Genomic DNA, 19671 nt, shown 5'->3' on the forward strand with positions numbered 1-19671 from the left:
CTTGCGTTAATTACTGCTACACTCAAATTCAGCGCAAAAAGATCAACAAAAGGATTTGTTTATGGCGATAGCCTGCGTGCATACCCGAGCCAGTTGTGGTGTTGAAGCTCCAGAAGTCACGGTTGAAGTCCATCTCAGTAATGGCCTACCGGCTTTTAATCTGGTGGGTTTGCCAGAAGCCTCTGTCAAAGAAGCCCGCGAGCGGGTACGCAGTGCCTTGATCAATGCGGGATTCGAGTTTCCGATGCGGCGAATAACCGTTAATCTCGCGCCTGCGGATTTACCCAAGCAAGGCGGCCGCTACGATTTACCTATCGCCATCGGTATTTTGGCTGCTTCAGAGCAAATCCCCCACACAAGCCTTAAGGATACCGAATTTGTCGGCGAACTTGCCCTCTCAGGGCAAATCCGCCACTGCCAAGGATTGCTACCAGCAATCATTGCGGCTAAACGCCATAATAATCAGTTAATTCTGCCACTCGATAATCGCCACGATGCCGAGTTAGTTGGCTATCCTAAGGTCTACTTTGGCTCCCATTTGCAAAGTTTAGCGGCGTTTCTCCATGGACAAGCGCCACTCCCCATGCTGGAGCAGCAGCTCGAATGGATCTCGGATGAGCCGGCGCAGTCCACGCCTTGCCTTAGCGAGGTGATAGGTCAATACCAAGCTAAACAAGCACTTGAAATCGCTGCCGCAGGCAACCATAACCTATTAATGCTAGGTCCGCCGGGTACTGGCAAAACCATGTTAGCCAGCCGCATGATGGCGCTATTACCTGCACTCAATTATGAAGAAGCCTTAGAAGTGGCTGCAATTCATTCCGTCGCGGGCATCAATATCAAACCGCAGGACTTTCTTAAGCGACCATTTCGCGCGCCGCACCATACTTGCTCCTCAATTTCCTTAGTCGGAGGTGGCAGTATTCCTAAGCCTGGCGAAATTTCATTGGCCCATCGCGGAGTATTATTTCTGGATGAAGTCGCTGAATTTCCAAGAAAAGTGCTCGACTGTTTGCGTGAACCGATGGAAACAGGTGAAGTGGTGATCTCCCGCGCGGCGGCAAAACTGACCTTTTTAAGCCGCTTTCAATTGATCGCCGCCATGAACCCCAGCCCGAGCGGCGATATCGACGGCCCCAATCGGGCTACACCCGATCAAATCCAGCGCTATCTCGCCAGGCTCTCTGGCCCGTTTATAGATAGATTTGATCTCACCATCGAAGTCCCCAAACTCCCCGCAGGCACCCTAACGCAACAGGCGGCACAAGGCGAAACCAGCCATCAAATCGCCAAACGAGTAAAATGCGCCCGCGATATTCAACTCGCCAGAGCGGGCGTGCTTAACAGCGAACTATCAGGTAAACAACTTAAGCAATTTAGTGGTATCAATGATGCTGACCTAGTTTTTTTAGAACAGAGTGTCGTCAAGTTAGGATTATCCGTGCGCAGCTTTCATCGTATTCAACGGGTTGCCCGCACCATTGCCGACCTTGAGCAGGCCCCCAATACCGAAAGACGCCACCTCGCCCAAGCCTTAGGATATCGGGCTATGGATAAATTATTGGCCCGTTTATCCCAACAGTATTGAGACTCGAAATATTAACAAATGCCCCGACCAGCCGCCCTAAGATTGAGCCAAACGCCGACACCGAGTAACATAGGCCTCCAATTTTTATCAGGGGGCGCCAATGGGGACGTTGTTTTCACAATTAAAAGGCTGCATAGCTTTCTTAGGTTATGTCGTGAATACGCTGTTTTGGGTTGTACCCATTGTTCTGGGCAGCTTCATTAAACTTATTCCTTTGCCTGTGTTGAGAACGGCGACGAGCTATTTTCTCGACTTTTGCGCCAGCGCTTGGATAAGCGTCAATGGGGTGATTGAACGTGTGCTGCACCCAGTGCAAATTGAGCTCTCGGGCGATAGCCAATTTTCTACCAAAGAATGGTATATGGTGATCGCTAATCATCAGTCTTGGGTGGATATTTTGATCCTGCAGCGCGTATTTAATCGCCGAATCCCGTTTTTGAAATTCTTCCTGAAACAAGAACTGATTTATGTGCCCGTGTTAGGGCTAGCATGGTGGGCATTAGATTTTCCTTTTATGCGCCGCTATAGCACAGCACAACTTAAAAAGAACCCAAAACTCAAGGGCAAAGATATCGAGATCACCCGTAAAGCCTGCGCAAAGTTTAAGACTAAGCCAGTGAGTGTGATGAACTTTGTCGAAGGAACACGCTTTACTAAGGCCAAACATAAAAAACAAAACTCACCGTTCCAACATCTGTTAAAACCTAAAGCGGGCGGCATGGCCTTTGCGCTATCCGCCATGGGAGAACAGATCCACAAGCTAGTCGATGTCACGATTTACTATCCAGATAGCGTTCCAAGCTATTGGGACTACCTGACAGGCAAGCTGCCAAAGGTTAAAGTACACATAACAGTGAAGGATATTTCGCCGGATATGCGTGGCGATTATATGAATGATCGCGAGTTTAAAATTAGCTTCCAAGAACAATTGAATGAACTTTGGCTCGCTAAAGATCAAGTGATCAGCCAATTGGCAGGGCAAGCGGACCAAGAAGTAAGGTAAAACCTCTATGTTGAATTTTCTCCCCGGCCCAGTGCTGTTTATTCTCAGTCTGAGCCTGCTGATCATTAACACCGCCCTTTGGGGAACCTTGGTTTGCCTTGGTGGTTTAGTGAAAATGTTGATGCCAGCTCAAGGCGCACGCAATGCAGTGACCGGACTGATGAATCGTTTTATGTGGGCATGGGCAACCTGCAATGGTGGCATTTTGTATTTGATTGCCAAAATAGAGTGGGATGTTGAAGGACTTGAAGGGCTCAATAAAAACAGCTGGTACTTGCTAATCAGTAACCACCTCAGTGGCTTTGATATTGCCGCGCAGACTTACCTGCTGCGTAACCATATCCCCATGTTGAAATTCTTCCTCAAAAAAGAGCTGATCTATGTCCCCATTATGGGCCTAGGTTGCTGGGCGCTCGATATGCCTTTTATGGACAGAACCAGCCCGGCAAAACTCAAAAAAAATCCGAAACTTAAAGGTAAAGATTTAGCCACCACTCGCCGAGCCTGTGAAAAGTTTAAAAATATGCCCACATCAATTATCAACTACGTTGAGGGCAGCCGCTTTACCGAAGATAAGCGTCAGCGCCAAGATTCACCTTACCGTCATTTACTCCGGCCTAAAGCAGGTGGTATTGCCTTTACACTTTCCGCTATGGGTGAGCAATTTACTAACCTACTGGATGTGACGGTAGTGTATCCGGATGCGCCAGACGATGTGTTATTTGGCGTAATGAACGGCAAAGTACGCAAGATTATTGTACGGGTGCGAGCCTTGCCAGTACCGCAGGTCGACGCTACTCGCTACTTTTCAGAATCGGAATATCGGGTCGAGTTTCAGCGTTGGTTAAACCAAGTTTGGGCGGAAAAAGATGATCAAATTGCTGCACTCTTGCAGCAACATCAGCAGCTAACGGATAGTGCCACCAGCACCCACACACAGCTTCACTAATACAGATTAACGAATACAGCTTCACTAACGTAAGTGAGTCGATAGCGGGTTGGGCTTACCTAGCCCGCTTATTCCACTTCTAGCTGTGCCAGCCTCATTGCCGCTTCTGCTAATTCCGTTTCATTAAACACACTCATACCTGCCGCCAGCAGAAGTTCGGCCGTCATTCCCCGCCCTGCAATTAAATGCTTACTGAAACTGCCATCATAAATGTGCTGATTACCACAGGAAGGACTACGCGCCTTTAAAATCGCTATTTTAATGCCTTGCTCCTGAGCCAAAGCAAGCGCCTTTTGTGCTCCCAACCTAAAAGCCGCTGTGACATCTTCACCCTGCGCTGTTAGCACTAGATCGCCAACACGCTCGGCCGCAGGCCTTGGTGTGGGTAATCCGCCCGCGCATTCAGGACAAAACGCTACTATGCGGCCTTCTCGCTGCCATCGCTGCATCCACTCGTCTTGCTGCAGATTATGACCGCCGTCATAACGCACCGCCTGCCCAAGCAAACAACTACTAATGAGGATTTTCTCCATCTTGCCCCCCTAATGCCTAAACCCCAAGAGCCTTAACCCTGTGAGTGCCGACCAATACTTCCTCTGCATTGTACTCAATAAGTCGCAATGGGGTAAAAGCTGTGCTTGATCGCACCATCTGACATCACTCAACACCAAATTGTCGACAATTACCAATTACAAAATAGAGAAGATAAAATTATAAAAATCAACTTAAATAAAGAATAATAAATAAATACAATGACTAATGATTAATGCGCCAGAAGTATAGACTTACGTCTAAGTAAACATATTGTTGACAATGGCATTTAACGGGACTATTTTTTACCCATTGTCGACAATCCAGCAATCAACGAGTGATGCGCAGTATGTTGAAGCAAGAGACCATATTCCCCATAGATGACACCCCAAGTTCAGCGGCCCATGCCTCGACGAGCCCAACGAATAAGGTGAAATCCCTCGCCAGCGAAAAATCGTCGACCACTTTAGCCGATCAAATTTTGGTGCAAATACAAACCAGCATCATCAAGGGTGAACTGCCTGCAGGCAGTAAGATCAACGAGCAAGCCCTCGCCGAAAAATATGGCATCAGCCGAGGCCCGACCCGTGAAGCGCTGCAAACCTTAGAAAGACAACGTCTCGTTGTCCGCGCGCCCCATGTAGGTGCCCGTGTTGCTCAACTGACTGTGAGCGAGTTAAACGATTTATATCAATTACGTAGCGTGCTCGAAGGTATGGCCTGCGAACTCGCCGCTAGCCGCATTACCCCAGAACAGCTGGCGAAGTTGCAAGACCTGCTCGCCGTTCAAGAAACCGCGCTGGCTAATGGCGATACCTATTTCCAAGAGGAAGGCGATGTCGACTTCCACTATCAAATCATCCAAGCAAGCGGCAATAAGCATCTGCAAGAAACCTTAATTGGCGGGCTCTACCACCTGCTGCGGATGTATCGCTATCAGTGCACCAATAAGAATCGACCAGTAAAAGCCATTGCCGAACATAGACGTATCGTCGAGGCCATCGCCCAGCGTGATGGCGAACTCGCCAGCCTGTTGATGCGTCGCCATATAGAGCAAGGCCGTAAAAATACCGAATTACGCTTGATTGAATTGCAAGCTAACGCCGCCGCGAAAGAAACCTTAGCCAATATCAGCTAAGTCGCAGCCCATAAGCATCGAATACTGATCATTCAGTACTTTTTAATTGGATAAGGACAAGACCATGACCCAAAGCGCAGGATTACGTTTTCGCCAAGCTCTTGCTAACTCAAAACCCTTACAAATCGTTGGCACCACCAATGCGTATTTCGCCTTGATGGCGGAGCAAACCGGTTTCCAAGCCCTGTATCTGTCGGGCGCAGGCGTAGCGAACGCCTCCTACGGTTTGCCGGATTTAGGCATGACCTCGATGAACGATGTGCTAATCGATGCAGGTCGTATCACCTCAGCAACTCAACTGCCACTGCTGGTCGATATCGACACAGGTTGGGGTGGCGCCTTCAACATCGCCCGCACCATTAAAGAGTTTGAGAAAATCGGTGTAGCTGCCGTGCACATGGAAGACCAAGTGTCGCAAAAGCGTTGTGGCCACAGACCCAACAAAGCGGTCGTCAGTACCGAGGAAATGGTTGACCGTATCAAGGCCGCCGTCGATGCCCGCACCGACCCTAACTTTGTGATCATGGCGCGCACCGATGCGGTTGCCGTTGAAGGTTTAGAAGCGGGTATCGAACGTGCAAAAGCCTATATCGCCGCGGGTGCCGATATGATTTTCGCCGAAGCCTTAACTGAGCTGGACCAATACCGTCACTTCAAAGCCCAAGTTAACGCACCAATTCTGGCGAACATGACCGAATTTGGCCAAACCCAATTGTTCAACAAAGAAGAACTCGCCGAAGCGGGCGCCGACATGGTGCTTTACCCACTCGGCACTTTCCGCGCCGCTAACCAAGCCGCACTGAAAGTGATGCAAGCGCTGATGAATGATGGTCATCAACGCAATGTCTTAGACACTATGCAGACCCGTACGGATTTGTATAAGTACTTGGGCTACCACGCCTTTGAAGACAAGTTAGATCAATTATTTAGCCAAGATAAGTAAAAGATAAGTACAGACCATGGACGTCAGTAGAAGCTTAGGCTTCGCGTTGTTACTGATACCCAGATGCGAGAGCCGTGACCTCAAATAACGGCTCCTGCATCACCGATATGCTGCAACCCTACATAAGGCTAAAACTCTGTATTTAGTCAACATTTATGCAGCTTTAACCAAAAAGGTAGACGGCTAATATTGAGCCTGTCTGCAATAACCATAGCGTTAACGGAAGGGAAGAATTATGTCAGACGCAAAAAAATTAAGTGGTGCTGGATTACGTGGCCAGAGCGCGGGTGAGACTGCACTAAGTACTGTAGGTGTATCGGGTAGCGGCCTGACCTACCGCGGTTACGATGTAAAAGATCTGGCCGAAAACGCCACCTTCGAAGAAGTCGCCTACCTGATCCTTTACGGTGAGCTGCCAACCACAGCACAACTCGAAGCCTATAAGACCAAACTTAAGGGCATGCGCGGCCTGCCACAGGCATTAAAAGAAGTGTTAGAGCGCATTCCTGCCGACGCCCATCCAATGGATGTGATGCGTACCGGTTGTTCTATGTTGGGTAACCTCGAAGCCGAGCACAGCTTTAGCGAACAAAGCCAAATCGCTGATCGTTTACTGGCGGCCTTCCCATCGATCATTTGCTACTGGTATCGCTTTAGCCACGATGGCGTACGCATCGACACCGAAACCACCGATGAGCAAATCGGCGCCCATTTCTTACACCTGCTGCACGGCAAAGCTCCATCGGCGCTGCACGCTAAGGTAATGGACGTATCGTTAATTCTGTATGCAGAGCATGAGTTTAACGCTTCAACCTTTACCGCCCGTGTGTGTGCATCGACCCTGTCGGACATGCATTCTTGCGTGACAGGCGCTATCGGTTCACTACGTGGCCCACTGCATGGCGGCGCCAACGAAGCGGCGATGGAACTCATTCAAGATATGAAAGACGAAGCCGATGCCCGCGATGTGCTCATGGGTAAACTCGAGCGCAAAGAAAAGATTATGGGCTTTGGTCACGCCATCTACCGAGATTCAGATCCTCGTAACGCCATCATCAAAGAATGGTCAGAAAAACTGGCCGCAGATTATGGCGATGATCGCCTCTACCGCGTATCGGTCGCCTGTGAAGCCCTGATGTGGGAACAGAAAAAACTCTTCTGTAACGCCGACTTCTTCCATGCCAGTGCTTACCACTTCATGGGCATTCCAACCAAGCTGTTTACCCCGATCTTCGTTTGTTCACGGGTAACGGGTTGGGCAGCACATGTGATGGAGCAGCGTTCAAACAACCGCATTATTCGTCCAAGTGCCGACTATGTGGGTGTATCACCACGCAAAGTGGTACCCATTGCCAACCGTTAAGCAAAACTGACCACACTTAGCGCGAGACTTCACTCAAGGTGCGTCTCGCGCCGACTTCATTTTCCGAAATGGATGATGTTATGAGCACTGTTATGAACACCCAATATCGCAAGCCTTTACCCGGCACAGCACTCGACTATTTCGATACCCGCGAAGCCATTGAAGCCATTGCCCCCGGCGCCTATGCGAAATTGCCTTACACCTCGCGCGTGTTAGCGGAAAACTTAGTGCGTCGCTGCGAGCCAGAAGCACTCACAGACTCGCTAAAACAAATTATTGAATCAAAACAGGAACTGGATTTCCCATGGTTCCCAGCCCGCGTGGTGTGCCACGATATTTTAGGGCAAACCGCGCTGGTAGACCTTGCCGGTTTACGTGATGCGATTGCTGCTAAAGGTGGCGATCCTGCCCAGGTTAACCCTGTGGTCCCGACCCAGCTGATTGTTGACCACTCACTGGCAGTGGAATTCGGTGGTTTCGATAAAGATGCCTTCGCCAAAAACCGCGCCATCGAAGACAGACGCAACGAAGACAGATTTCACTTTATCAACTGGACGCAAAAAGCCTTTAAAAACATCGATGTGATCCCGCAGGGTAACGGCATCATGCACCAAATCAACCTGGAGCGTATGTCACCCGTGGTGCATGCCCGTGATGGCGTGGCATTCCCCGATACCTTAGTGGGCACCGACAGTCACACGCCACACGTGGATGCGCTGGGCGTTATCGCTATCGGTGTGGGTGGACTTGAGGCCGAAAGCGTGATGCTGGGCCGCGCCTCCTATATGCGTCTGCCCGACATTATCGGCGTTGAACTCACAGGCAAACCTCAGCCGGGTATCACCGCTACCGATATCGTTTTAGCCTTGACCGAATTCCTGCGTAAGGAAAAAGTGGTTTCCTCTTACCTTGAGTTCTTCGGCGAAGGCGCAGAGGCTTTAACACTTGGCGATCGCGCGACTATCTCTAACATGACGCCAGAATTTGGTGCCACCGCCGCCATGTTCTATATCGACCAACAAACGCTAGACTACCTAACCCTCACGGGTCGTAGCCATGAGCAAGTTAAATTGGTTGAGACCTATGCCAAGACCACAGGTTTGTGGAGCGATGATCTCAAGCAGGCCGAGTACCCACGTACCCTGCATTTTGATCTATCATCGGTAGTGCGTACCATTGCTGGCCCATCGAATCCCCATGCTCGCGTTCCGACTTCAGAGTTGGCCGCGCGCGGCATCAGCGGCGTGGTTGAAAACGAGCCAGGCTTAATGCCAGATGGTGCAGTGATTATTGCGGCTATTACAAGCTGCACCAACACCAGTAACCCACGCAACGTGATTGCGGCTGGCCTGCTGGCACGTAACGCCAATGCCAAAGGCTTAAGTCGCAAACCTTGGGTTAAAACCTCACTCGCCCCCGGCTCTAAGGCGGTACAACTCTATTTAGAAGAAGCCAACTTGCTGCCAGAGCTAGAGTCATTAGGCTTCGGTATTGTCGGTTTTGCCTGCACCACCTGTAACGGTATGAGCGGCGCACTCGACCCGGTGATTCAGCAGGAAGTGATCGACCGCGATCTGTACGCCACCGCCGTATTATCCGGTAACCGTAACTTCGACGGTCGTATCCATCCTTACGCTAAGCAAGCCTTCCTCGCATCGCCACCGTTAGTGGTGGCCTATGCAATTGCGGGTACCATTCGTTTCGATATCGAGAAGGATGTGTTAGGCCACGATAAAGACGGCAAGCCAGTGCGCTTAATCGATATTTGGCCAACGGATACCGAAATCGATGCAGTGATTGCGGCAAGCGTGAAGCCAGAGCAGTTCCGCAAAGTCTACGAGCCAATGTTCGACCTGAGCGTCGACTATGGCGATAAGGTCAGCCCACTGTACAACTGGCGTCCACAATCAACCTATATCCGCCGCCCACCTTACTGGGAAGGTGCATTAGCGGGCGAGCGCACCCTCAAGGGCATGCGTCCACTCGCGGTATTAGGCGACAACATCACCACTGACCATTTATCGCCATCGAACGCGATTATGATGGACAGCGCGGCGGGCGAATACCTACATAAAATGGGCCTGCCAGAGGAAGACTTTAACTCCTACGCGACCCACAGGGGCGACCATTTAACCGCCCAGCGCGCGACCTTCGCCAACCCTAAACTCAAAAACGAGATGGCAATTGTCGATGGCAAAGTTAAGCAAGGCTCACTGGCGCGTATCGAGCCAGAAGGCCAAGTGACCCGCATGTGGGAAGCCATTGAAACCTATATGGATCGCAAACAACCGCTGATTATTATCGCTGGTGCCGACTATGGTCAGGGATCATCCCGTGACTGGGCGGCCAAGGGCGTGCGCTTAGCGGGCGTTGAGGCGATTGTCGCCGAAGGCTTTGAGCGTATTCACCGCACAAACTTAGTCGGTATGGGCGTGTTACCGCTGGAGTTCAAATCGGGCGAGAATCGCGCGACCTATGGCATCGATGGCACCGAGGTGTTTGATGTTGTTGGTGATATCGCGCCACGTGCAGACTTGACCGTTATCATCACCCGTAAAAACGGTGAGCGCGTCGAAGTGCCTGTGACCTGTCGTTTAGATACCGCTGAAGAAGTGTCTATCTACTCTGCTGGCGGCGTACTGCAACGGTTTGCGCAGGACTTTTTAGAGTCAAATCTGAAGTAAGATTCGCGCTAAAAGGCGGCAATGCCGACAAGCTTGCCGCCTATATCGACACGAACCTTTTCGCTATTCCCCTTGGAGTTAATAGCATGAGTAATAAACTTTTCCCGCCCCAGATTAAAGTGGCTGCAACCTATATGCGTGGTGGCACTAGCAAAGGGGTATTTTTCCGTCTGCAAGATTTACCCGAAGCAGCCCAAGTGCCAGGCCCTCACCGTGATGCACTACTGCTGCGCGTCATTGGCAGTCCCGACCCCTATGGTAAACAGATTGATGGTATGGGCGGCGCAACTTCCAGCACCAGCAAGACGGTTATTCTGTCTAAAAGCAGCCAAGCCGACCACGATGTTGACTATCTGTTTGGCCAAGTGTCTATCGACAAACCCTTTGTGGATTGGAGCGGTAACTGCGGCAACTTGACCGCCGCCGTCGGCGCCTTTGCCATCAGCAATGGGCTGATTGATGCTGCGCGCATCCCGCAAAACGGTATCTGCACCGTGCGTATTTGGCAGGCCAATATTGCAAAAACCATTATTGCCCATGTGCCGATTACCGATGGCATGGTGCAAGAGACAGGCGATTTTGAGCTCGATGGCGTGACCTTCCCCGCCGCCGAAGTGCAGATCGAATTTATGAACCCCGCCGCTGACGAAGACGGCGATGGTGGCAGCATGTTCCCAACGGGTAACTTAGTGGATGTGCTCGAAGTACCGGGCGTTGGCAGCTTTAATGCGACCATGATTAATGCGGGCATCCCGACCATCTTTATCAATGCCGAAGACTTAGGCTACACGGGCACTGAGCTGCAGGACGATATCAACAGCGATAACGCGGCTCTTGCCACATTTGAGACCATCCGTGCTTACGGCGCCGTACGTATGGGACTTATCACACATATTGATGAAGCGGCCGCACGCCAACATACCCCAAAAATCGCCTTTGTTGCTAAACCGAAGAGCTATGTGTCATCCAGCGGTAAAACCGTAGCGGCACAGGAAATCGATCTTCTGGTTCGCGCCCTTTCCATGGGCAAACTGCACCATGCAATGATGGGCACAGCAGCCGTAGCCATTGGCACCGCGGCGGCGATTCCCGGTACTTTAGTGAATCTCGCGGCAGGCGGGGGTGAGAAAGAGGCAGTACGTTTTGGCCACCCTTCAGGCACCCTTCGCGTTGGCGCACAGGCCATGCAACAAAACGGCGAATGGACAGTGACTAAAGCCATTATGAGTCGCAGCGCCCGAGTTCTGATGGAGGGTTTTGTACGCGTGCCCACCGTATAAACCCTAACAACTGATTCGCACCTCCAAGTTGATTGATATCACCCTATCAATAGAGTTCAACCAAAGGCCTTGCTTCTCCCCCTTCCGGCAAGGTCTTTTTTTATTGATCTTCCCTGCGAGCTGCAATATGTTGGCATTCGGTAAAAAATGCTAAACTTGCGTTGGTCACAGCTGATATTGATAAAAACACCTTACGCTATATAAATCTGTGAATAAATTAACCATTATTTTAATTTTAAAACTGAGATCGCGTCAGTCTCATTCTTAACGCGACATTCCTAAAGTAACGTTAATAATACCTCCCCAAATTGGGGAAAAAGTAGGGAATGATAGGGGTAGCTTTGAGTCAACCAATCCTTAGACTAATCGTTAGCGTGCTCTGCATTCTCAGTTTTGTTGCGGTGCTTCCCGCAGGCTTGGCATTACCGCTTAATGCGGCAAATACACTGCTTAAATTTGAGCATATCCGCAGCGAAGAAGGGTTAAACCAAAACACAATCACCAGCCTATTTATGGACAGTGCTGGCATGCTGTGGATTGGCACTCAAGATGGGCTCCATAGCTATAACGGTTACAACTTCAATCTTTTTATCCACTCCCCTAATGATCCTCAAAGTATTTCAGAAAGTTATATCTCGGATATTATCCAAGATGCCCAAGGTTATCTTTGGATAGGTACTTTTAGCCAAGGTATAAATCGGCTCAATTTAAAAACAGGCACCTTTGAACGCATTGGCATAGAACAGGGTCTCACCGATCCCAGGGTCACTAAACTCAATATTGTCGGCAATACGCTGTGGATTGGCACTCAAAGTGGCTTGTTTTCTTTTTCCACAAGAACAAAACGCTTAAGCCAAGTTTCACTAGGAACCAGCATTGAACCCTATATCACCAGTCTTGCCAATGTTGATAACACCTATTTACTCGCAGGAACCAGGGATAATGGTACCTTTGCAGTAAGTGCAAATACGATTACGCGGCTGAATGTGCCGCAGGACGTGATTGCTTATCAGATTAAAGCCAATTCAAGTCGAGCAATTAGCTTAGCGCTTGGTAATCAGCTCTGGCACTATGATCTGACCACTCAACAAGGGACTATCATCTGGCAAGCAGAAAATAATGTTCCCTATATCAAAGATTTTGTTCAAACATCCCAAGGACAATTCTGGGTCGTCGGACCTGAAGCTGGTTTAATACAATTAGAAAGAGAGGCGGATCAATTCGTTGCCACTTATCATAAATTTGATCCCAAACGCACCAACAGTATCAGTGAAAACAATATCTTATCCCTGCTAGAAGATCCTTTTGGCAATCTATGGCTCGGCGCGAGTTATTCTGGATTGAATAAGATCAACACTCGCCGTCAATATTTTCAGCATCTGTTTGAATATACGACCGAATTACCTCAACAGAGCAATAATGTCCGTAGCCTTTACCGCAGCCAAGATCAGGCACTGTGGATAGGAACAGAAGGCGCGGGCCTTAAGCGGTTAGCACGAAATAGTAAAACATATGAAAACTACAGCACTTTTTTTGCCAAGGCATTAGGGTTAGAGACTCAATACTTAAACCTCACTCTGCGCTCGATTATTCAAGATAAGCAAGGCGTCCTCTGGTTTGCCAGTAATTATGGACTAGGGCGTCTGGCTCCAAACGGTGAATTTAGCCTACTTAATGTTGCAGATAGCAAAGACACCTCAGCAGAAGCGAACTATATCCGCAGTCTAGAGTTAGATGATCAAAATAGGCTCTGGGTAGCGACATCCCATGCGCTATATCGGAAATCCACTTTAAATGATGAATTTACGCCTGTTTCGCTAACAGGCATTGAAAATTTTCACCCTACACAAAACCTGTTACTCACCCTTAGGGCCAATAATAATATTCTGTGGATTGGTTCGCTCAATGGACTAGTAAAATTAGATATGCAAACAGGGCATGGCGACGTTTTTTACCATGACCCCCATGACAAAAACAGCATTATCAATAACCGCATTAGGGATATCTTAGTCGCAAGTAATGGTGATGTTTGGTTTGCGACCCACGGTGGCATTAGTCGGCTATCGTATCAAACCTTATTGCCCATTTTTAGTGATTATACCCGTGAACAAGGTCTACCCAGCGATACGATTTACGCTCTGCTGGAGGACGATGAGCATCATATTTGGTTCAGTAGCAATGCCGGTATTGGAAAATTAAACCCTACCAATAACAAAATTATTAATTTCAACGAACAGGAAGGCTTACAGGCACTGGAATTTAACGGTGGTGTAAAACTTAAAGACAGTGATGGTGATCTCTGGTTTGGCGGAATTAATGGCATCAATCGCTTTAACCCTAAAATCCTACCTGACAAAAGGGGTGAAGCGAAGGTAGCACTCACCGCATATAAAATTGCCGGCCAAAAACAGACGATTTTAGATCTGAGTCATCCGCCGAAAATCGTAATGAACTACGCCGATCAATTAGTGAGCTTTGAAATCACCTCACTGGATTTTAGCTATACAGGAAAAAACCGCTTTAGTTATTTCCTCGAAGGATTTGATAACCATTGGCACGATTTACCGACAGGCAATGAAATCACCTTCACTAATATCGATCCAGGCAACTACGTGCTCCATGTGCGCCACTCACTTGAATACAACCGTCAAGGTGACTATACGCTTTTGGTCGATTTAACCGTCAATGCACCTTTTTATCGCACCGAATTGGCCTATGCGCTTTATATTCTACTGACACTGACTCTACTGATATGGATAGTAAAATGGCGCAAACAAAAACGTCGCCAACAACAAGAGTTTGAAACTAGCATTCGTGCATCTGAAGAACGGCTTAAACTGGCGCTTTGGGCTTCGGGCGACGGGATGTGGGACTGGAATATCCAAGAACAACAGGTTTACCGGACGCATACAGATATACCTGTCCCTCAATGGAACCGTCACCATCTACTGCACGACAATGCTCATCCTGAAGATAGGGAAAGATTTAGGCACGAGTTAGCCGAACACCTACAAGGACGCACTCCCTTCTTTGAAGTGGAATACCGCATTGAGCATTCGTCCAACAAATGGGTTTGGATCCTTGAGCGAGGTAAAGTTGTTGAAGCTAATGGGCAGGGCCATCCCATTCGTATGACGGGCACAACTCGGGATATTACCTCGCGCAAGCTGATCGAAAACGAGCTGGTACTCTCCTCACAAGTGCTAAATAGCATGAATGAAGCCGTCGTGGTGGCAGGATTAGACTATCGAATCCGTTCGGTAAACCCCGCTTTTAGCAATATCACTGGTTATTCAGAGCGGCAGATTAGTGATAAATACTTAATTCACTTAGCCTACAGTAGAAAACAACGGGATCTGTTTAATAGCATTGAACAGCAACTACTACGCCATAAACATTGGGCGGGAGAAATTTGGATCCGCAATAAGGCCCGTAGAGCAATTTTGGTGTGGCTCGAGATAAATCAAGTAATTGACGTAAAAGGTGAAACTAGCCACTTTGTGGCGGTATTTACTGATATTACAGAGCGCAAAAAGGCCGAGGAGGATTTACGTTTCCTCGCTAGCTTTGACACGCTCACAGGGCTGCCTAATCGAACCTTATTCCAAGACCGGCTTAATCACGCGATATCTCAAGCACATAGATCGAATAATATTGTCGCCCTACTGTTTTTAGACCTCGACCGTTTTAAGCACATTAACGACTCTATGGGGCACCACATTGGCGATCTATTACTCAAAGCAGTGGCCCATAGGCTGCAAAATGCCGTCCGCGAAGGAGATACCGTAGCCCGCTTGGGTGGTGATGAATTTACCATTATTCTAGAAGGTGTGGCGAAAACTAAAGCAGCGACGTTAATTTCGGAAAAAGTGCTCAAAGCCTTTCAAGCGCCCTTCTTATTAGAGGACAAATCCCTCACTATCTCCACTTCGATAGGTATCAGTCTCTATCCTAATGATGCTGTAGATGTGGATTCGTTAATTAAATTTGCCGATACCGCCATGTACCATGCTAAGGCTCTCGGGCGAAATAACTTTCAGTTTTATACCAATAAACTCAATGAGATGGCGACTCGCCATATGCTGCTCGAAACGGGGTTAAAACAGGCCATCTCACGCAATGAGTTAAGCTTGGTGTATCAACCTAAGTTTTGCCTACGCAATGGATCTCTGACAGGGCTTGAAGCACTACTGCGCTGGCAGCATTCAGAATTAGGCCCCATTTCTCCCGCCGAGTTTATTCCCCTCGCGGAAGAAACAGGCATGATCAATCAAATAGGCCATTGGGTGATTAACCACGCTTGCCAACAACTGGCCGAATGGAATGAGTTAGGTTTTAGCGATATCACCATGGCCGTTAACTTGTCTGCTAGACAGTTAAAGGCCGATATTATCTCAACCATTGAAGTAGCCCTTGCGGTATCAGGACTTCCCGCCCAGGCTCTTGAGTTGGAGCTAACTGAATCGATGATCATGGGCAACCCACAGGAGTCAGTTAATATCCTCTCAAAACTCAAAGCATTAGGCTTAACCATCGCTGTCGACGATTTTGGTACTGGCTATTCAAGCTTGAGTTACCTCAAACGTTTCCCTATCGATACCTTAAAAATTGACCGCGAGTTTGTGCGCGACATAACCAACGACCCCGATGATGCGGCCATTACCAGCGCGATTATTGCTCTCGCCCACAGCCTAGAGTTGAATGTGGTGGCAGAAGGAGTTGAAACTCAAGAACAACTTAACTTCTTGGCGCTGCAAGGCTGTGATCAAGTCCAAGGCTTTCTGCTGAGTAAACCGCTGAGCGCCAAAGATTGCCAAACACTTTTAATACAACAGATACAAAAGCGGCAAGACGAAAAAGAATAAGGCTCCATAATGGAGCCTTATCGTATTGATTTAGAAGCTATTAAGGTGCGATACGCTCAACGCGTCTCACCCAGCCATCAGGGCCTTGAATATGGCCTTTCTGGATATCGGTATACAGCTTGTAGATGCGTTGAATATGCTCACCTACTTCACCGTTGCCCACAGTCACCACTCGGCCATCTTCAAAAATATAGGAACCGACAGCAGACACTACGGCAGCCGTCCCAAAACCACCCGCTTCGATAATCTCACCGGATTCGATATCGGCGATAAACTTATCCAGCATGACCGTCTCTTGACGCACTTCGCAGCCGAGCAATTCACCCAGCTCCATAATAGATTGTGAGGTAATCGATTTTAAAATGGTATCAGTGAAGGTTGGGATGATCACTGTGCCATCTTTCAGAATGTGGAAGTGGTTCATCGCGCCCGCTTCTTCAATCTGTTGGTTGTTCGCATCTAAATACAGTACCTGCGAAGCACCAAACTGTGCGGCAGCTTTACCCGCACGCAATGAGGCAGCATAGTTACCCGCTGCTTTAGAGGCGCCAGTACCACCCGATACGGCGCGATGGTAAGTCTTGCTGATCAGTAGACGAATGCCTTTATTCACACCCGCCGCGTAGTAAGCACCACTTGGGCTTAACACCACGCAGAATGTGTAGCGCGAACTTGGGCTTACAGACAGACGGTCTTCGGTCGCAAAAATAAAGGGGCGAATGTATAAACAGGCACCTTCTTGCATCGGGAACCAAAGACGGTCTACGTCGATCAAGGCGTTGATCGCATCGATTTGCATCTGCTCATCAATATTAGGAATGCAGACAATATCCGCAGAGCGATTCATACGCTCGGCGTTTTTGTTGATGCGGAACGTGTAAATTTCGCCATCTTGATGCATAAAGGCTTTTGCGCCTTCGAAGATTGACTGACCATAATGCAGGGCCATCGCACCCGGCGCCATTTCAAACGGGCCATAGGGCACAATACGAGGATCGCGCCACTCACCATCGCGATAATCCATTAAAAACATATGATCGGTTCTGAGGCTACCGAAGCCCACATTTCCTTCGGGCTTGAATTGCTCAGTACGGCGTTCGGACGCAGGTTTTAAATCGTATTTTATTTCCATCGCATACCACCTTGATTACTGAACAAGCAGACTAGGTAGCGACAGGAATAAAGTCAATAGGTGAGATTCATCTAAAAGTCTTAGCCGATAAAATAACCCTGCAAAAATGTCTTATTAGCTTGCCGTAATCTTGAATAGGTTGATTCTACTTCCCTTATTGACTTTGGATTTCCCCCTGCTTCGCCTCAAGCCAACCACCGACGGCTTGTATGGGCTCTTCATTTAGCGTTAACCACACCACCCAAGCTAACTGCGGCGCCTTCTGCGCCGTAGCCGGAATGCTATTGAGGTATTGCTCAAAATACAGTGCTGAATCTGATGCAGCAAACTCCGTCGCACGGACACTCACAGGGATTGATTGCATGCTAAATACAACAAAGTCATGGGTTAACTGCTTATGGCGATTCTCACCGCGTTTAATTTCACTAGTTAACCCTGAGCCGACGAGTGCTAACTGTAAACGTGCTTGACTCAGATCTTTATGCTGCCCCCAAGGTTGCTGTGGCACAAAACTCGCCTCAAGCTGCTGGTTGGCGATACGCACTTTAAGCACACCCACCTCAGGTTGAGGCACGGCAAAAATCTCGGTTAATTCACCCGAAAACCAGCCACGCCACTCCTTAGCATTAATCACAAACTGTGGCGTATACACTTGCCGTGTATGCTTTTGGTTTAAATGTTGATATTGGCGCTCACTAAATGCTTTTTGACCAAAAATATCCCGCCAACCAAGGTAATCCCAATAGGTCACATGAAAGGCTAGCGGAAAATATTTCTGCCATAAATCGGTCTTATTAAACTGCCCAGATAACCAAGCTTCGGCGGGCGGACAACTACTGCATCCCTGCGAGGTGTAAAGTTCGATAATATAAGGACGGGTCACGGCACTCTGCGCTTGAAAAGGGGCCAATGTCTGAGCAAATACAGGTTGCCACCACTGCAACCACAAAAGACCAACGAGTAAGATGCATTTCATATTCAATCCTCCTATCACTGTGTGATGAGACCTTGAATTGCATCTAAATCATTCAACTGAGAAAAAAGATGATGTCTGACTATAAAATGATCCCCTGTGCCCATTATGACTACCTTGAGCTGGCTTGCCTTCGGAGCTATTGGCTCAAGATTGAGTTACAGGACGGCAGCCAGTGCCAAGCACGGGCAATTACGACTCAGACCCATGCCGATAAGACTGAATGGCTGGTCGTTGAACATCAAGCGGGCCAGCAAATACTGAGACTAGATAGCATTATCGCCATCACGCCCACAGATCCCCATGCCAGTTTTGGCCGTGTTATGATTGCGAGCCAATAACAAAGGAGCAAAAATAAATGGCAAGGATGATTCTGCTGTTGGAGTTAGGCGATTGGACTGGTGGTCACCACGGCCAATCCCCCTACTTGGTGGAGTTTGATAGCAAGCGACTCGATTCCCCCTTTGACGTTAGCGAAGGTTGGGGACACGGATTGGGTGGCAGCCGTTATTCGTTGGCACGGTTTGTTGAAACTGAACATTATACTCAACTCAAGCTCCACGCATCTTGGGCTGCGGCCATCATAGCGCAAGCTTTACCAACACTGAATATTGAAGCCATCTCCCAAGGGTTGCAGGCACATTATGCCTCGCACAGCCCAAATATTCCGGCAAATCTGGCTCGCTATTTCTAACTGAAGATCTTGTTCTAATTGAAAATCGCGTTGTTGCGACGGATATGACACCAGAATCTCTGGCAGCAATTACCTGATGACGAATAAAGCCAAGTATTAACTTGGCCTTACGACCGACTTAGCTGTCGATCGCGGTTTACGCCTTGGCTACAGCCGCAATCACAGAGACTTCAACCAAATATTCAGGCTCGGCAATCGCCGCCTGTACACAGGCACGGGCTGGTGCATAACCTTGTGGTACCCAAGCGTCCCAAACGGCATTCATGGCATCGTAGTCATTCATATCCTTTAGATAGATAGTGGCTGACAACAAGTGCTCACGGGAACTGCCCGCCTGCGCTAACAGGGTATCAACTTCCTCTAGCATAGTCGTCGTTTGTTCGGTGATGTTTTGATACTTATCCTTCGCCACTTGGCCACATAAGTACACTGTACCTTGGTGGATCACTATGCTGCTCATACGTGTACCAACATCTAAACGGGTAATGCTCATAGGGATAATCTCTTAAATCAGATAGTTAATTCTGT

Annotated in this window: 15 protein-coding genes; 11 read left to right on the forward strand and 4 right to left on the reverse strand. The window is 48.6% G+C overall.

Going from position 1 to position 19671, the window contains the following annotated elements; translation table 11 throughout:
* Positions 1–61: 61 nt before the first annotated feature.
* From AEA42_RS12305 to AEA42_RS12315, 3 genes are all read left to right on the forward strand, one after another.
* On the forward strand, positions 62–1588 hold the full coding sequence (locus AEA42_RS12305) for a YifB family Mg chelatase-like AAA ATPase (protein ID WP_055647878.1): 1527 nt from the start codon (positions 62–64) through the stop codon (positions 1586–1588).
* A gap of 100 nt (positions 1589–1688) precedes the next feature.
* Positions 1689–2591, forward strand: a complete 903-nt coding sequence (locus AEA42_RS12310; RefSeq protein WP_037413712.1) for an acyltransferase — start codon at positions 1689–1691, stop codon at positions 2589–2591.
* A 7-nt stretch (positions 2592–2598) separates the two neighbouring features.
* The gene (locus AEA42_RS12315; RefSeq protein WP_037431237.1) at positions 2599–3540 is read left to right on the forward strand and encodes an acyltransferase; all 942 of its coding nucleotides are present in this window, start codon (positions 2599–2601) and stop codon (positions 3538–3540) included.
* A gap of 68 nt (positions 3541–3608) precedes the next feature.
* On the opposite strand, the gene AEA42_RS12320 is transcribed toward AEA42_RS12315, so the two are convergent.
* The gene (locus tag AEA42_RS12320; protein ID WP_055647879.1) at positions 3609–4073 is read right to left on the reverse strand and encodes a DUF523 domain-containing protein; all 465 of its coding nucleotides are present in this window, start codon (positions 4071–4073) and stop codon (positions 3609–3611) included.
* A gap of 347 nt (positions 4074–4420) precedes the next feature.
* On the opposite strand from AEA42_RS12320, the gene AEA42_RS12325 reads away from it, so the two are divergent.
* From AEA42_RS12325 to AEA42_RS12350, 6 genes are all read left to right on the forward strand, one after another.
* The gene (locus tag AEA42_RS12325; protein ID WP_055647880.1) at positions 4421–5209 is read left to right on the forward strand and encodes a GntR family transcriptional regulator; all 789 of its coding nucleotides are present in this window, start codon (positions 4421–4423) and stop codon (positions 5207–5209) included.
* A 64-nt stretch (positions 5210–5273) separates the two neighbouring features.
* Positions 5274–6152, forward strand: a complete 879-nt coding sequence (gene prpB, locus AEA42_RS12330; RefSeq protein ID WP_037431229.1) for a methylisocitrate lyase — start codon at positions 5274–5276, stop codon at positions 6150–6152.
* 235 nt (positions 6153–6387) lie between these two features.
* On the forward strand, positions 6388–7515 hold the full coding sequence (gene prpC, locus AEA42_RS12335; protein WP_055647881.1) for a 2-methylcitrate synthase: 1128 nt from the start codon (positions 6388–6390) through the stop codon (positions 7513–7515).
* An 80-nt stretch (positions 7516–7595) separates the two neighbouring features.
* Positions 7596–10199 (forward strand): Fe/S-dependent 2-methylisocitrate dehydratase AcnD, encoded by a 2604-nt coding sequence (gene acnD / locus AEA42_RS12340; RefSeq protein ID WP_055647882.1) that lies wholly within the window; start codon positions 7596–7598, stop codon positions 10197–10199.
* Positions 10200–10285: 86 nt separating this feature from the next.
* The gene (gene prpF, locus AEA42_RS12345) at positions 10286–11479 is read left to right on the forward strand and encodes a 2-methylaconitate cis-trans isomerase PrpF (RefSeq protein WP_055647883.1); all 1194 of its coding nucleotides are present in this window, start codon (positions 10286–10288) and stop codon (positions 11477–11479) included.
* 326 nt (positions 11480–11805) lie between these two features.
* Positions 11806–16344 carry an EAL domain-containing protein gene (locus AEA42_RS12350; protein ID WP_055647884.1) on the forward strand — a complete coding sequence of 1513 codons (4539 nt, stop codon included), beginning with the start codon at positions 11806–11808 and terminating at the stop codon, positions 16342–16344.
* Between the two features lie 40 nt (positions 16345–16384).
* Here the strand turns inward: AEA42_RS12350 and AEA42_RS12355 are convergent, their stop codons facing one another.
* Positions 16385–17476, reverse strand: a complete 1092-nt coding sequence (locus AEA42_RS12355) for a branched-chain amino acid aminotransferase (RefSeq protein WP_037413731.1) — start codon at positions 17474–17476, stop codon at positions 16385–16387.
* A gap of 154 nt (positions 17477–17630) precedes the next feature.
* Positions 17631–18452 carry a DUF1223 domain-containing protein gene (locus AEA42_RS12360; RefSeq protein ID WP_055647885.1) on the reverse strand — a complete coding sequence of 274 codons (822 nt, stop codon included), beginning with the start codon at positions 18450–18452 and terminating at the stop codon, positions 17631–17633.
* Between the two features lie 71 nt (positions 18453–18523).
* On the opposite strand from AEA42_RS12360, the gene AEA42_RS12365 reads away from it, so the two are divergent.
* Positions 18524–18790, forward strand: coding sequence for a Rho-binding antiterminator (locus AEA42_RS12365; protein WP_055647897.1), 267 nt, complete (start codon positions 18524–18526; stop codon positions 18788–18790).
* A 17-nt stretch (positions 18791–18807) separates the two neighbouring features.
* Entirely contained in the window at positions 18808–19143 is a 336-nt protein-coding gene (locus AEA42_RS12370; RefSeq protein WP_055647886.1) for a hypothetical protein, read from the forward strand.
* 136 nt (positions 19144–19279) lie between these two features.
* Here AEA42_RS12370 and AEA42_RS12375 read toward each other — a convergent pair whose 3' ends face one another.
* Positions 19280–19636, reverse strand: a complete 357-nt coding sequence (locus AEA42_RS12375) for a RidA family protein (RefSeq protein WP_055647887.1) — start codon at positions 19634–19636, stop codon at positions 19280–19282.
* Positions 19637–19671 lie beyond the last annotated feature (35 nt).

The organism is Shewanella sp. Sh95, assembly GCF_001308045.1.
Taxonomy (GTDB): Bacteria; Pseudomonadota; Gammaproteobacteria; order Enterobacterales; family Shewanellaceae; genus Shewanella; species Shewanella xiamenensis.

What these genes read in the sequence shown, in the direction of transcription:
- AEA42_RS12315 (WP_037431237.1), top strand. Translation starts at nt 2,599, where the DNA reads ATGTTGAATTTTCTCCCCGGCCCAGTGCTGTTTATTCTCAGTCTGAGC.
- AEA42_RS12325 (WP_055647880.1), top strand. Translation starts at nt 4,421, where the DNA reads ATGTTGAAGCAAGAGACCATATTCCCCATAGATGACACCCCAAGTTCA.
- prpC (WP_055647881.1), top strand. Translation starts at nt 6,388, where the DNA reads ATGTCAGACGCAAAAAAATTAAGTGGTGCTGGATTACGTGGCCAGAGC.
- prpF (WP_055647883.1), top strand. Translation starts at nt 10,286, where the DNA reads ATGAGTAATAAACTTTTCCCGCCCCAGATTAAAGTGGCTGCAACCTAT.
- acnD (WP_055647882.1), top strand. Translation starts at nt 7,596, where the DNA reads ATGAGCACTGTTATGAACACCCAATATCGCAAGCCTTTACCCGGCACA.
- AEA42_RS12365 (WP_055647897.1), top strand. Translation starts at nt 18,524, where the DNA reads ATGTCTGACTATAAAATGATCCCCTGTGCCCATTATGACTACCTTGAG.
- AEA42_RS12320 (WP_055647879.1), bottom strand. Translation starts at nt 4,073, where the DNA reads ATGGAGAAAATCCTCATTAGTAGTTGTTTGCTTGGGCAGGCGGTGCGT.
- AEA42_RS12360 (WP_055647885.1), bottom strand. Translation starts at nt 18,452, where the DNA reads ATGAAATGCATCTTACTCGTTGGTCTTTTGTGGTTGCAGTGGTGGCAA.
- AEA42_RS12370 (WP_055647886.1), top strand. Translation starts at nt 18,808, where the DNA reads ATGGCAAGGATGATTCTGCTGTTGGAGTTAGGCGATTGGACTGGTGGT.
- AEA42_RS12305 (WP_055647878.1), top strand. Translation starts at nt 62, where the DNA reads ATGGCGATAGCCTGCGTGCATACCCGAGCCAGTTGTGGTGTTGAAGCT.
- AEA42_RS12310 (WP_037413712.1), top strand. Translation starts at nt 1,689, where the DNA reads ATGGGGACGTTGTTTTCACAATTAAAAGGCTGCATAGCTTTCTTAGGT.
- AEA42_RS12375 (WP_055647887.1), bottom strand. Translation starts at nt 19,636, where the DNA reads ATGAGCATTACCCGTTTAGATGTTGGTACACGTATGAGCAGCATAGTG.
- AEA42_RS12355 (WP_037413731.1), bottom strand. Translation starts at nt 17,476, where the DNA reads ATGGAAATAAAATACGATTTAAAACCTGCGTCCGAACGCCGTACTGAG.
- prpB (WP_037431229.1), top strand. Translation starts at nt 5,274, where the DNA reads ATGACCCAAAGCGCAGGATTACGTTTTCGCCAAGCTCTTGCTAACTCA.
- AEA42_RS12350 (WP_055647884.1), top strand. Translation starts at nt 11,806, where the DNA reads ATGATAGGGGTAGCTTTGAGTCAACCAATCCTTAGACTAATCGTTAGC.